The 13,245-nt window shown below is 65.2% G+C and carries 10 protein-coding genes and 1 tRNA gene; 6 read left to right on the forward strand and 5 right to left on the reverse strand.

Features of this window, described 5'->3' with window-relative positions; genetic code table 11:
• Positions 1 to 381 precede the first annotated feature (381 nt).
• From R2N16_RS19215 to R2N16_RS19230, 4 genes are all read left to right on the forward strand, one after another.
• Positions 382 to 663 carry a DUF7696 family protein gene (locus R2N16_RS19215; RefSeq protein ID WP_316667578.1) on the forward strand — a complete coding sequence of 94 codons (282 nt, stop codon included), beginning with the start codon at positions 382 to 384 and terminating at the stop codon, positions 661 to 663.
• Between the two features lie 130 nt (positions 664 to 793).
• Positions 794 to 884, forward strand: a tRNA-Ser gene (locus tag R2N16_RS19220).
• A gap of 152 nt (positions 885 to 1,036) precedes the next feature.
• The gene (locus tag R2N16_RS19225; protein WP_316667580.1) at positions 1,037 to 1,504 is read left to right on the forward strand and encodes a (2Fe-2S)-binding protein; all 468 of its coding nucleotides are present in this window, start codon (positions 1,037 to 1,039) and stop codon (positions 1,502 to 1,504) included.
• A complete protein-coding gene (locus R2N16_RS19230; RefSeq protein WP_316667582.1) occupies positions 1,501 to 3,798 on the forward strand; it encodes a xanthine dehydrogenase family protein molybdopterin-binding subunit in 2,298 nt (765 codons plus the stop codon). The genes R2N16_RS19225 and R2N16_RS19230 overlap by 4 nt, the downstream gene beginning before the upstream one ends.
• A gap of 24 nt (positions 3,799 to 3,822) precedes the next feature.
• Here R2N16_RS19230 and R2N16_RS19235 read toward each other — a convergent pair whose 3' ends face one another.
• Both R2N16_RS19235 and R2N16_RS19240 read right to left on the reverse strand, forming a co-directional pair.
• Positions 3,823 to 6,894 carry an AAA family ATPase gene (locus R2N16_RS19235; RefSeq protein WP_316667584.1) on the reverse strand — a complete coding sequence of 1,024 codons (3,072 nt, stop codon included), beginning with the start codon at positions 6,892 to 6,894 and terminating at the stop codon, positions 3,823 to 3,825.
• Positions 6,895 to 6,906: 12 nt separating this feature from the next.
• Positions 6,907 to 7,164, reverse strand: coding sequence for a DUF4242 domain-containing protein (locus R2N16_RS19240; protein WP_316667586.1), 258 nt, complete (start codon positions 7,162 to 7,164; stop codon positions 6,907 to 6,909).
• 252 nt (positions 7,165 to 7,416) lie between these two features.
• On the opposite strand from R2N16_RS19240, the gene R2N16_RS19245 reads away from it, so the two are divergent.
• A complete protein-coding gene (locus tag R2N16_RS19245) occupies positions 7,417 to 8,793 on the forward strand; it encodes an FAD-binding oxidoreductase (protein ID WP_316667589.1) in 1,377 nt (458 codons plus the stop codon).
• 60 nt (positions 8,794 to 8,853) lie between these two features.
• Entirely contained in the window at positions 8,854 to 9,096 is a 243-nt protein-coding gene (locus R2N16_RS19250; protein WP_316667591.1) for a hypothetical protein, read from the forward strand.
• 68 nt (positions 9,097 to 9,164) lie between these two features.
• Here R2N16_RS19250 and R2N16_RS19255 read toward each other — a convergent pair whose 3' ends face one another.
• From R2N16_RS19255 to R2N16_RS19265, 3 genes are read right to left on the reverse strand one after another with little or no spacing between them, the layout of a single operon-like run.
• Positions 9,165 to 9,755 carry a peroxidase-related enzyme gene (locus R2N16_RS19255; protein ID WP_316667593.1) on the reverse strand — a complete coding sequence of 197 codons (591 nt, stop codon included), beginning with the start codon at positions 9,753 to 9,755 and terminating at the stop codon, positions 9,165 to 9,167.
• The gene (locus R2N16_RS19260) at positions 9,752 to 11,632 is read right to left on the reverse strand and encodes a CMD domain protein (protein WP_316667594.1); all 1,881 of its coding nucleotides are present in this window, start codon (positions 11,630 to 11,632) and stop codon (positions 9,752 to 9,754) included. Before R2N16_RS19260 ends, R2N16_RS19255 begins: the two co-directional genes overlap by 4 nt.
• Before the next feature lie 5 nt (positions 11,633 to 11,637).
• Entirely contained in the window at positions 11,638 to 13,206 is a 1,569-nt protein-coding gene (locus R2N16_RS19265) for an ABC transporter substrate-binding protein (RefSeq protein WP_316667597.1), read from the reverse strand.
• Positions 13,207 to 13,245: the final 39 nt, after the last annotated feature.

A 13,245-nucleotide genomic window follows, 5' to 3' on the forward strand; every position in this document is an offset into this window, starting at 1 on the left:
GCGCCAGCGGGCTTGGGCGCATGGATAAAGCACCAAGCATGCCTATCGACACGTCACCTGCAGATGGCGTTGTACGGCGGCGTGGCTCGTGTGGTGGGGCACAGAACACCCCGCGCGTAACGTAACGTTCCGCGTAACGAGCGGCCTCGCGCAGCCGTTTTCGGATGAGGATTTTGCACCCCACCAACGTAGGGATGCCGTCCGCCAACCCCCGTCAACAGGGCGTTTCAAACGGATCAAAACGACAACGCATGCATGCAGAAAGCGCCCATTGAGCGGCGCATTGGTATTGGCATGGAGGTTGCATATTGAGGCTGGCACGCCCGGCACAGGGCGCCACGCACAGATTGCAGAATCAGCACAGACCGCAAGGGGGCCATCATGAATCGCACCATTCAAGACGTCGAGATTGCCGCTGCCATTGACTCGGACCTGCTCCGCCGCCGCGAGCAGTTTGCCGGTCAGCCCGCCGCGTGGCGGGTGTGGTCCGAAGCCGCGCACGTTGCCACGTTGAATGAACGCGCACGCACCGCGTTTATCGAGCACGTGGCCAATAGCCGTGGCGCCGATATTGCCCTGCGCCTGCTGCTGAAAGCGCAGTCGATTCGCGATCAGATTACGCAGACGCTGCTGATGAGCGATACGCAGGCCACGCTGCATTGAGTTACGCGAGGGGATGCCGACCACGCAAGACGTGTCGGCGGTGGGCTGCAAAAGGCCTTGTCGGGAGACCGGGCCTTTTGTTTGAGCGGACCTTGGCGAGCCCGTATGGTGTGCTACAATCGCGGGCTTCGGAGAGATGGATGAGTGGTTTAAGTCGCACGCCTGGAAAGCGTGTATAGGTTAATAACCTATCGGGGGTTCGAATCCCCCTCTCTCCGCCAAGAATCCAAGGCCCGAGCGCGCAAGTGCTCGGGCCTTTTTGCGTTCCGGGCGGTTGCCATGTCGAGGGTGACCACTATTGCTGACCTCAGCCGTTTGAACGTACGCTTGGTCAGCAAAAAAAAATCACAAAAGACAAGGAGACCACCGCCCCATGGATTTGGACGTCAACCACAAGCCGGTCAGCGTTGATTGCGACCCGGCCACGCCCCTGCTGTGGGTGTTGCGTGATCACCTGAACCTGACCGGCACCAAATTTGGCTGCGGCGTTGCGGCGTGCGGCGCATGCACGGTACACGTGGACGGCGCGGCCGTGCGGTCCTGCGTGCTGCCGGTGGCGGCTGTGGCCGGCAAGCACATCACTACCATCGAGGGCCTGGCCGGCGGCGAAGGCAAACGCCACGCGCTGCAGCAAGCCTGGGTGGATGAGCAGGTGCCCCAGTGCGGCTACTGTCAATCCGGCATGCTGATGGCCGCGGCGGACTTGCTTGCCCAACACCCTGACCCGAGCGATGCCGACATCGACGCGGCCATGACCAACATCTGCCGCTGCGGCACCTATCCGCGCATGCGCGCTGCCATCAAGCGCGCTGCCAAGGCGTTGCGGGAGGGCCGCGCATGAACGCGAAGGCAACGAAACCGCGTAGCGGGCGCCGCCGTTTCCTGCTGGGTGCGCTCGGCATTGGCGGCGCACTGGTGGTGGGTTGGGGCGTGATGCCGCCGCGCAGCCGCGTGGGCGATCCGGCCCTCTTTCCCGAGCACAACGGCGAGATTGCGCTGAACGGCTGGATCAAGATCACGCCCGAAGGCAACGTCGTGCTTGCCATGCCGCGTGTGGAGATGGGGCAGGGCATCCACACCGCGCTGTCGATGCTGGCGGCGGAAGAGCTGGACATTCCACTCGCGCGCGTGAGCATCGAAAGCTCGCCGGTGGAGCGCATCTACGGCAACGTGGTCGCCATGGGCGACAGCTCGTTGCCGTTGCATCCCGACAGCGCCGACAAAACCTGGGCACGCGCACTGCACTGGATCATGGCCAAGAGTGCGCGCGAGATCGGTCTGATCATTACCGGCGGCAGCAGCAGCACCGCCGACGGCTGGCAGCCCGTGCGTGAGGCCGCCGCCACGGCGCGTGCAGCGCTGGTGGAAGCAGCAGCGCGCGAATGGAATGTGTCGGCTGCGCAAGTGAGCATCCGTGAAGGCCAGTTGATCGGCCCCGGCGGCAAGCAGTCCACGTTTGGCGGCATGGCCAAGTCGGCGCGCGGTATTTCCGCACCGTCCAACGTCACGCTCAAGCCGGCTTCGCAATACCAGTTGATCGGCAAGCCGGCACCGCGCAACGATCTCGCCGCGAAGACGGATGGCAGTGCGCGCTTCTCCATCGACACGCGCCTGCCCGGCATGCTGTATGCCGCCGTCGTGATGTGCCCGGTGTTTGGCGGCAAGCTCAAGACGTTTCAATCGAAAGCGGCGCTTGGCATGCCCGGTGTGCGTTACGTCGTGCCGTTCGAGGGCACAGCCGGTGGCGCACCTGGCGTCGCGGTGGTGGCCGACCACTACTGGCAGGCGCGTCAGGCGCTGGCAACGCTCGAGCCCGTGTGGGACAACGGCCCGCATGCCAAGCTCGATTCCGCGGGCATTCGGCGACAACTCGTCAGTGCACTCGATAGCGACAAAGGCGGCTTCACATATCGATCGATGGGCGATGGCCTGAAGGCCTTTGACAAGGCCGAGGGCGCCACCATCGTCGAGGCTGAATACACCGCGCCGTATCTTGCGCACACCACAATGGAGCCGATCAACTGCACCGCGCAGGTGACGCAGGACGGCGTGCATCTCTGGGCCCCCACGCAGGTGGCCACGCTGGCACAGCTGGTGGCGGCGCGCGCGGCAGGGGTGAGCGGCGACAAGGTGCATATCGACATCCCGCTCATCGGCGGCGGTTTCGGGCGGCGGCTGGAGTCGGATTTCGTCGGCCAGGCCGTGACCATCGCCACGAAGACCGGAGGCAAGCCCGTCCAGGTCATCTGGTCGCGCGAAGAGGACGTCCGCCACGACTTCTATCGCCCGCAGGCCATCGCCCGACTCAAGGCGCGTGTCGAGAACGGCAAGGTCACGGCGATCGCGTCGCGCAGCGCCGGACAATCGATCCTGGCGGGCGAGCTGGATCGCCTGTTCGGTGCGCCGTCGGTGGGCATCGACCGCTACACCGCTGAAGGCTTGTTCGATCTGCCCTACGAAATCGAGCACGAGCACATCGCGCACCTGGCAGTCGAGCTGCCGGTTCCCGTGGGGTTCTGGCGCAGCGTTGGCCACTCGTACAACGGGTTCTTCATGGAGGGCTTTCTCAACGACGTGGCGGCCGCGGCCAAGCTTGACCCATTGGCGATGCGGCGTGACTTGCTGAAGGCCCATCCGCGTGAGTTGAAGGTACTGGACACGGCCGCACAGGCAGCCGGCTGGGGGCAGCCGCTGGCACCGGCCGCTGACGGCGCACCGCGTGCGCGCGGCATTGCTCTGCACCCGAGCTTCGGTTCCGTGGTCGCGCAGGTGGTGGAGGTGTCGATGAAAGACGGCAAGCCGCGCGTGCATCGCGTCGTCTGCGCGGTCGATTGCGGCACGGTGGTCAACCCGGGCATCGTCGCGCAGCAGATGGAAAGCGCGGTCATCTTTGGCCTGACGGCGGCGCTGTATGGCCGGATCGACATCAAGGACGGCCAGGTCGTGCAGTCGAATTTCCCCGACTACCCGGCGCTCAAGATGGCCGAGACGCCCGTCATCGAAACGCACATCGTGCCGAGCACGGCAGAGCCCAGCGGGATGGGCGAGGTGGGTGTGCCGCCCATCGGGCCGGCCGTGGCCCATGCGGTCGCGCAGTTGACGGGCAAGCCGGTGCGACAGTTGCCGATCGTCTAACGGTCTGCCACAGCGGCATCGAACTCACAGTAACGCGTGGCGGATGGCAAACGCAGCCGCCTCCGCCCGGTTGGCGCTGTGCGTCTTGCTGAGGATGCTGCTCACGTGGTTCGCCACAGTGTTGGGGCTGACAAACAACTCACGGGCAATCTGGCGGTTGCCCTTGCCCTGCGCGACCAGGCGCAGCACCTGGGCTTCCCGCCGGCTCAATCCCGCTGGGTAATGCTCCACCGCAGAAGCCTTGGCCAACGTTCTTGCGGCCTCGATGTGTGCAGGCAAACCTGCCATCCCAAGCATTGCGGCCTCGTCTTCCGCGGCGGTCAACAAAACATCGGCACGATCGAGATCGCCCGGCTCGCCACGACGCAAGAGCATCTGTGCAAAGTGCAGACGCGTGCGCGCGAGCGCCGGCCTTGCACCTTGGCGCTCGTTCATCGCCAGTGCGGCTTCGAAGTGTTGCTGTGCTTGCGGCCAGTCGCCCATCGTTGCGGCCAATGCGCCCAGGATCGCGTCGGCTGCGCCGAATGACGCGATCGCGGTGCCGAACACGAGGTTGCGCCTACTGAACGGAGCAAGCAGTTGGTACAGCGTCGTCGCCCGAGCGGCGTCGCCAAGCGCATGACAGACGATGGCCAGATACGTGAGACTGGCCACCCAGACGCCATCGCGCGCGATCGCGCGGAAGTCGGCATTGGCGTTGGCGAGCGTGTCAAATTTTTTCCGTGCTGCCTCCATCTGGCCAAGCTCGGCATGCATCAAGGCGATGCCCGGCTGCCAGATCTCCATCGCGCTGGTGTGCTGAACGAAATATTCCACCAGGGGGGCCACCTCGAGCAGGCGGCCCTGCTCGCGGCGCAGCATGAACATCTGGACGCCGTACACGCCGGCGGCATCCATGCCAGGCATGCGTCGCGCGATCTCGTATGCGTTCGGTATCAGGCGCTCTGCATCGGCAAAACGTCCTTCGAACAGTGCATGCATGGCGCGCGACATGCTGCCGGTGTAATGGATGAAGGGCTGGCGCAGCGTCTCGCCACTGCGCTCGTATTCCTCGAGATTTGCTCGCCAGGATGCCATGTCCCCGAGTTCAAAGTCATCGAAGAAACGCCACGCACGTGTTGCGCACATCAGTGTGCGGTCACCGGCCTGCCTGGCCAGTTCGTAGGCTTCATCCGATGCGGCGATGCGCTCGGCAATGTGCTCCTGCTGCCAGCGCAGCGACACGGTGGCTACCAGGGTGTCGGCCAGTGTTGCGGGGTCGCCAGCCCGTCGTGCCACTGCGATGGCCTGCTCGTGCACCCGGCTTGCTTGCGCCTCCTCGCCGCTGAAGATGAGCGCGCGCGCCAGGGCGCTCAGCAGGCGGGCGCTCATCACGGGCTCGCCGGTGCCCTGGGCCGCGAGGGCCTCGCGCAGGAGTTCGGCCGCCGGGCCGCCAGGCAGTCCTGGCGCCCAACTCGCCGTTTCGAAACCGAGCGCGGCGTGTGCGAGTTCCCTTGCATTGCCGCACTCCGCGCTCAGGCGGGCCGCCTCCTTGAACGTCTGCATGGCCTGGAGCCAATCGCCGGCGTGGCTGTACGCGGCGCCTAGCGCATTGAGCAGGGTGCAGCGCGTGTCGCGCGATAGACCGCTGCCAGCGTCCATGGCCTGCAGTGCCATCTGGCAATAGCGTGCCGACTCTTCGTGCGCGAGCTGGCGGTCTGCACGCCGCGCCGCACGTTGCGCGTAATCCACCGCCAGCGCGGCGTCCCCTCCGGGCAGGGCTGCCCAGTGGTGATAGGCCAGCGCTGGCAGGTGCGGTTCGAGGTCATCGCCGTGGATCATCTCGATGGCGTGCGCCAGCTTCAGGTGGAGCCGGCTGCGCCGAGGGATGGGAATCTCGTCGTAGAGGGTCTCGCGGAACAGGGCATGGGCAAAATGATAGTGGCCGGGTTCGCGCAAGGCCTCAACCAGACGAGCCTGCAGGGCTTCGTCTATGGCGGCGCTGCAGATGTCTTCATCGACATCGTCCGCCAACGCGATCAGCAGACGGAACTCGAATGCGCGCCCGACGACCGCCGCTGCGGTAAGCACCTTATTGGCGTTCGTGGACAAGCGATTCAAGCGGCGGCCGATGACTTCCTTGATGCCCTCCGGGATGCGCAGTACATAGCCCGTGCTGGCCGCTGAATCTTCCTGTGCCAGCAGACGCGTCATTTCACCGACGAACAAGGGGTTGCCTTCCGTCTGCGCATGGATCGCATCGACCAGCGCGGGCGCGAGGGTCGCACCACCGGCCAGTTCCATCATGTGCGCTGTTTCGGCATGGGTCAGCCCGCTCAGGCGCAACCGTTCGAAGCGCGGTTGGCGCGCCAGTTCACCCAGCGTGGCCGACAGCGGGTGCTGTCTCGATAGTTCGACATCGCGGTACGTCACGAGCAGCAGAATGCGGCTACCGCACAGGTCGGGCGCAAGAAATTCGAGCAGGCGCAGCGACGACGCGTCGGCCCAGTGCAGGTTGTCGAGAATGAGCAGCAGCGGATGTTGTTGCGCCGCGCGCTGCCAAAAGGTGTTCACGGCGTCGAACAGCCGGAAGCGTGCCTGGGCGACTTCGGTACTTGGCGTGGCAATAGCGCGGTCACGCACGGGATCGGGCAGCCGGTCGGCAAGGTCCGGCACGATTTCCGCGAGCGGGGCGACTCCGCAGGCCAATGCTTGGCGGATGCAGCCTTCGTCGTGCGAGGCGATCCAGCCCCGCACGAGCTGTTGCCAAGGCCAGTAGGGCGGTGCGCCTGGCTCCTCGTTGCAGCGGCCCCACAGCGCTTGCATACCGTGCCGCTCAGCCTCTTGGGCAACGATTTCGGCGGTGCGCGTTTTTCCGATACCGGGTTCCCCCGCCAACGCCGCAATGCCGCCGGTGCCGTCTTGCGCTCGCGTCAGCAGGCGGCCTAGTACCTCGAGTTCATGCTCACGGCCAACGAAGCGCGCCGTAGCCGATGCGCTGTCGGTGTTGGCGGCACCGTCACCAGGTGATGCAGATCCCGCCGGCAGCGGCGTGCCGCAGCCGTCGCAAAACTTCGCGTCCGGTCGGCACAAGCGGTGGCAGCGAGTGCAGTGCATGGTTGCAGAGCGTCACACGAAGCTCTCCGGACGCACTTGGGTCACCTCGATCACGACGTCGGCAGGCAGGCTTGCCAAGTGCGCCGCCTGTCGGATGGCATCTGCGCTCGGCGCTTCATACAGGCAATAGGTTTTCTTGCGGTCGGCCGAGAGAAACGAGAAGACCCAGTTCACACCCACATCTGCATTGATGTGCTGGATATTCGCCACGCTCGCGGCGCCGATCTCCAATTCTTCCGCAAACTGGCGTTCGATGAGAAACAGCGGCATTTGTCTTCCCTCCTGATGCACCGACGGGCCATGCCGCCATTGCGTTTTATTGAAGGCCGAAGACAGGGCAAAACAAATAGTCAGTATTGACTATCCCGGGGCCGATCGACCGCCGCACAAAAATGATCAAGGCAGCGGATAGAACGGACGACGGCCCCTTTCTAGACTTCCATCACCATTCGCCCGCCTGATTTTCCACCACTCTGCAGACCCTGCCAGAGCGGCCTGGCCACGCTCGCTGAGGAGACCAACATGATCGAAGACACCACGGTGCAGGCTTTCCGTGCGCAGTTGCGGGGGCCGCTCGTCGAACCCGGCGATCCTCACTACGACGCAGCGCGCCGCGTCTACAACGCGATGATCGACAAGCGGCCGCGCTTCTTCGCCCAGTGCGCGGATGTGGCTGACGTGATTGCTTCAGTCAACTTTGCGCGCGACAACGGCTTACTGCTGGCCGTGCGCGGGGGGGCTCACAACGGCGGCGGTCTTGGCGTGTGCGACGACGGTCTGGTGATCGACCTGGCCCGTCTGCGCGGTATTCGCGTCGATCCTTTCGCACACACGGTGCGTGCCGAAGGCGGCTGTACCTGGGGTGATGTCGATCATGCGACTCACGCGTTCGGTCTGGCAACGCCGGCCGGTGTCATCAGCACCACCGGCGTTGGTGGGCTGACCCTGGGGGGAGGGATCGGCCACCTGGCGCGGCGCTTTGGACTAACGATCGACAATCTGCTGTCGGTCGACATCGTGCTCGCCGATGGCAGCTTCGTCACCGCCAATGCGCGCGCCAACGAGGATCTGTTCTGGGCGGTGCGCGGCGGCGGCGGCAACTTCGGTGTCGTGACCTCATTCGAGTTCCGCCTGCATGCGGTGAGCAACGTGGTCGCGGGCCCCACGCTGTGGCCGTTGGACCGAGCCGCCGAGGTGCTGCGCTGGTATCGCGACTTCCTGCCGAAGGCGCCGCCCGAACTCAACGGCTTCTTTGCGTTCCTTACTGTGCCGCCAGCACCGCCGTTTCCGCCGGCGCTGCATCTGCAGAAGATGTGCGCCGTCGTGTGGTGCTACACAGGCGACCCGGCAGGTGCGGAAGAGGCATTCGCGCCAGTGCGAGCCCAGCAACCAGCGCTGTACGGCGTAGGGACCATGCCCTATCCGATGCTGCAAACCGCCTTTGATGCTTTATATCCGCCCGGCCTGCAGTGGTACTGGCGCGCCGACTTCGTCAACGACCTGCCGGAAGATGCCATCGCGCTGCATGTGAAACATGGTTCGCAACTGCCGACCATGCACTCCACGATGCACCTGTATCCGATCGATGCTGCCGTGCATCGCATGGGACGCAAGGAAACACCGTTTGCCTACCGCGATTCGAAGTGGGCGGCCGTCATCGTGGGCGTTGACCCCGATCCTGCCCAGCGCGAGCGCATTACCAACTGGTGCAAGGGGTACTGGGACGCTCTGCACCCCTACTCGGCAGGCGGCGCCTATGTGAACTTCATGATGGACGAAGGGCAGGAGCGGGTGCAGGCCACCTATCGTGACAACTATCCCAGGTTGGCAGCGATCAAGGCCCGATACGATCCGGGCAACCTATTCCGTGTCAACCAGAACGTGAGACCAGCGTCGTGAGCATGCTCATTTTGGTTCGTTGGTTGCAGAAAACCCATCCTGCATGAAAGGAGGTGTGAAATGGATAAGAGACTGTGGGCCCTCGTCGCGGTGACCGCCGCTGCGTTGGGTGCACCCGTGGCGCATGCGAGCGCCACACGGGACGTGTACACGGATGGCAGCGCCTCCATGGACGCGCGCAATCCTTACACCGATGGCGGACTCGCCACGAAATTCGACGTCTATGCGGACGGCGCGAAGGCCGGAAAATTCGATTCCTATACTGACGGCATGCGCGTGCCGATGACGGACCGCGTGCACTAGCCCGCCAGTAACACAAAAGCCGCAGGTTTTCGCCTGCGGCTTCTTTTCTTGCGGCGATGCTGCCTGGCTCAGGCCGCGTCCGGAAACACGGGTTCCCCCAGATTCAGCATCAGTCGATTCGCCCACGCAAAGATGGCCACGGCGTGTATCAGGTCGAGAATCTCCGCGTCCGTCAGGCCAGCGGCCTTGAGCGGCTGCAGGTCTTCGCCGCGCACATCCCCGGGGTGCAGCGTCAGGTCGATCGAGAACAGCACGATGGCGCGCTCACGCGCATTGGTGCCTGCGATATGCGGGTCTTCAAAGACCTGCTTGATCACGTCGTTGCGCTTGGCAAGCTGCTCGAAGCGTTGCGCGTGGACCGACGCGCAATACACGCAGCCGTTTACGCGCGACACCACTGCGCTGGCGAGTTCGCGTTCTGCGCGCGACAGGCCACCTGGCGCATACATGATCGCGTTGAACGCCGCCGAGCGCTGACGCAGGATCTCGGGCTGGTGAACGAGAAAGCGGTAGTAGTCGGACGTTTTCGCCTTTGGGTGACTTTCTTCCAGCACGGCGATCTGCTCGGGCGTGGCGCGATCGAGGTCGACCACATCGAGCCACGCTTGCCACTCAAGCGATTCGTTGGTGAAGCCGTGGGCGCGAATGATCTCGGTCATGCTGCGGTCTCCGTGGAGGCGGTGGCGCGACCGGTGCCGGCGGCTTCGCGAAGCGCGCGCAGACCGGCTACGAGCCGTGTCTGATACGACAGGAACGCGATGAGCTGCGCGAGCGTCACGACGTCGGCTGTGGCAAGGCCCGCTGCGGGCAGGCGCAACAGCGCATCGCGGTCGCCTTCGATGGGGCGCTCGACGAGCGTGCGGGTGAAGGCGAGTACGGCGCGCAGGCGCGCGTCGGTCAGCGTGTCTACATCGCCGTGCTCGACAGCTTGCAGGGCCTCTGCGTCGACCGGCGTGCTCGCCAGGCGCGCGCGGTAGTGCTCGGCCAGTTCGGGCGCGGGTGTCAGGCGGCAGGTGTACAGCGCCACGAGCAGGCGTTCGCCCGCCGTGAGGCCGGGCAGGGCCACGTCGAATAGCGCTTCGTAGCTGCCTTGTGTCGCCGTTGCGACTTTTTCGCGGGCGTGGCGCAGCGCATGCGTGGGGCTGCCGTCGCCCAGGCCAGCAACGTGGTCGACCACGTCTTGTGCAGGCGTGAAATCCATCGATGAAAGACTCCGGGAATCGGGTACGGAGGCGCCGCGCGCGGCCACCGCGCTGGCGAGGAAGCGTCGCACCGCGGCCCACGATTGGGCGTCGGCGCGGGCGTTGGCGCGTGGCTCGCCACCGCCGGTGCTGATGCGGCCCGACACCGGGTGCGCGTAGACGAGCTGCGTGGTTGGCACGTACGGGAAGACGATGGCGTGGCCTGCGCCTTCGTAGTCGAAGTGATGGACGGGGTAAGGGTGGCGTACCTCGGCCAGCTTGGCGGTGACCATGCGCGAGTAGTCGCCCGAAGGCCACGAGCCGTCATCCGTTGCGGAGAGCAGCAGCACCGGCCCACGTGCGCGTTCGATGCGGATGCGCGCGCGTGCCACCGCATCCGCATCTTGCAGCGCGGTGCGGATGGCGCGTTCATGCCGATGCGGTGCGGGGCCTTCGTCAAAAGGCGCCCAGGTCGCGGTGCGATTGCCTTCCCACAGGTGCGGCAGCGGCTGACCGCGATACAGCCATGTCGGGCCTTCGCGGCCGACGGCGGGGTCGGCGGCGTTCTGCCCGCTGTGCACGACGGCGCCAGGCACGTAGCCGATCACCGCAGACACCGCTTCGGGAAATGTCGCGCCCAGCAGCAACGCCAGTTCGCCGCCGCGCGACTGGCCGCTCACGGCAACGAAGTCGTGCAGCGGTCCCACGCGCCTGCGCAGCCACGCGAGCGCGCGCTCGAAGTACTCCAGCGGCGTGTTCGAGATGTAGTCCGATAGCCCCGGCGCCTTGAAGTACGCCAGCGCAAAGGCCGCATAACCGTGCGAGGCATACAGCGCCGCACGCGGCTCGTTGATGCCGCCGCCCGACCCATTCAGGATGAGCACGGCCGGGCGCGGGCCCGGGTGCGCATAGGGGTCGGGCAGGTACAGCGTGCCGACCAAACCGTCGTCACGCACATCGTGGCGCGTCACACCCGGCGCGGCCAGCCGTTGCACGAAGCTCGCATGGACCGACTCGCCGTTGGCAGTGGCCGTGAGTGCGGTCGTCAGCGGCTGCGTCACGGGTTGCGGAAACACCTCGCGCGCCTTCCCGTCTTCCGGGCGCTGGCTCCAGATGATGCCCATGGCGCTGACGCCGCTGTAGTCACCCGAAACAGGCGCGTCGCGCGTCAGGTCGACGGTGCCTTGCGCATCGGCAACGAATGCGGCGCGGCTGTGCCATAGCACACCATTGCCACGACGCGTTTGCGCCACGATGCCGACCTGTGCGCCGGGTGCGAGCCCCGTCACGACGATGCTGCGCGATACGTCGATCAGGTCACCTACCGGTGTGACGCTGAGCGCGAACGTTCCCATGGCGCTTACTTGCCGTCCTTGACGACCATTTGAGCCGCGGTGCGATCACTCGTCATCGGCGTCACCTTCAGGCCCTTCTTGGCGGCCCACACGTTCTGATAGTGGTACAGCGGCATCACGCCCACGTCATCCGACACCAGCCTGACCGAGTGGCGCAGGATGGCCGCGCGCTTCTCGACGTTGAATTCTTCAGTGGAGGCGTTCAGCGCGTTGTCCACGGCGGGGTTGCTGTAGTGCCCCCAGTTGGAGGCGCCCAGGCCCTTCTTCGTGTCGACTGTGGTCAGCACATTGACCAGCGCGTAGCTGGCCTCACCCGTACCGTTGCCCCACGCCAGCATGCTCATCGCATATTCATTCTTGTTGGCACGGCCGGAGTAGACCGACCAGGGCACCACTTCCACGCGTGCCTTCACGCCGATGCGGGTCCAGAACTGCGCCACCGCTTGCGCCGTTTCGGGGCCCTGCGGGTAGCGGTCGTTCGGCACATGCATCACGAGGTTGAAGCCTTGCGGAAAGCCTGCGTCAGCCAGCAGCTTCTTGGCCTGCGCCGGGTCATAGGCGATGTCCTTCACATCCGGGTTGTAGCCGTACGTGTCCGACGGCATCCACTGGTTGGCGACGGTGGCGGCGCCTTGCAGGATGCGGTCGACGATGGCCTTGCGGTCGATGGCCAGCGACAGCGCACGGCGCACGCGCACGTCGAGCAGCGGATTGTTCGGCAGCGGCTTGCCGTCGTTGCCGGTGATGTACGGGTTCTCGCCTTTGCGGAAGCTTGGCTGCAGCAGCATCACGCGCAGGCCGGGGTAGGCGAACACCTTCACGTTGGGCGACTGGCGCAGCCGCGCGAGGTCGGATACCGACACCTTGTCGATGACGTCCACCTCGCCGGAGAGCAGGTTGGCCGTGCGTGCGGCGGCGTTGTTGATGTAGCGGTAGTTGACCTTCTCCCAGAGCTGCTTGCCGCCCCAGTAGCTGTCATTGCGCGCCATCACCACGCGGTCGCCGGGCACGTACGAGACGAACTTGTACGGGCCGGTGCCTACCACGGCGCGGCCGGCGTTGTAGTCCTCGGTGGAAGACTTCTCGCCCACGTGCTTGCTGACGATGTGCACGGACGCCAGGTTCAGCGGCAGGTCGGGGTTCGGGATATTCGTCTTGATGATGAGCGTGAGCGGGTCCTTGGCCGTGACCGATTCCACCGTGCGCAGATAGCCGGCGAACGTCGCCACGCTGCCCGGCACGCTGCGCGCACGCTGGTACGAGAAGATGACGTCATCCGCCGTGAACGGCTGGCCGTCGTGCCACTTCACGCCTGGGCGCAGCTTGAATTCCCACGTCTTCGGGTCCAGGGTCTTCCACGACAGCGCCAGGCCGGGCTGCAGCTTGTTCCACTTGTTCTCGACCAGCAGATCCCAGAAATGCACGTCGACGGAACGGTCCCCTGCGTGGTTGTTCAACTGTGGGTCGAGCGACGAAAGGGGATCGGCAAAGGCGATGTTCAGCGTCTGCGCGCTGGCAGCACCGGCAGCGGCAAACAGCGCAACAGCAAGCGACGAGGCTAGGAGGCGTTTCACGTTGGTTCCCTTTTCCTGTTTTTGGAATTGTTGGCTCAT

Origin of the sequence: Ralstonia psammae (genome assembly GCF_958405935.1) — a bacterium.
In the GTDB taxonomy this organism is placed as follows: domain Bacteria; phylum Pseudomonadota; class Gammaproteobacteria; order Burkholderiales; family Burkholderiaceae; genus Ralstonia; species Ralstonia psammae.

What these genes read in the sequence shown, in the direction of transcription:
- R2N16_RS19255 (WP_316667593.1), bottom strand. Translation starts at nt 9,755, where the DNA reads ATGACCGAGATCATTCGCGCCCACGGCTTCACCAACGAATCGCTTGAG.
- R2N16_RS19240 (WP_316667586.1), bottom strand. Translation starts at nt 7,164, where the DNA reads ATGCCGCTGTTTCTCATCGAACGCCAGTTTGCGGAAGAATTGGAGATC.
- R2N16_RS19260 (WP_316667594.1), bottom strand. Translation starts at nt 11,632, where the DNA reads ATGGGAACGTTCGCGCTCAGCGTCACACCGGTAGGTGACCTGATCGAC.
- R2N16_RS19230 (WP_316667582.1), top strand. Translation starts at nt 1,501, where the DNA reads ATGAACGCGAAGGCAACGAAACCGCGTAGCGGGCGCCGCCGTTTCCTG.
- R2N16_RS19215 (WP_316667578.1), top strand. Translation starts at nt 382, where the DNA reads ATGAATCGCACCATTCAAGACGTCGAGATTGCCGCTGCCATTGACTCG.
- R2N16_RS19235 (WP_316667584.1), bottom strand. Translation starts at nt 6,894, where the DNA reads ATGCACTGCACTCGCTGCCACCGCTTGTGCCGACCGGACGCGAAGTTT.
- R2N16_RS19250 (WP_316667591.1), top strand. Translation starts at nt 8,854, where the DNA reads ATGGATAAGAGACTGTGGGCCCTCGTCGCGGTGACCGCCGCTGCGTTG.
- R2N16_RS19245 (WP_316667589.1), top strand. Translation starts at nt 7,417, where the DNA reads ATGATCGAAGACACCACGGTGCAGGCTTTCCGTGCGCAGTTGCGGGGG.
- R2N16_RS19225 (WP_316667580.1), top strand. Translation starts at nt 1,037, where the DNA reads ATGGATTTGGACGTCAACCACAAGCCGGTCAGCGTTGATTGCGACCCG.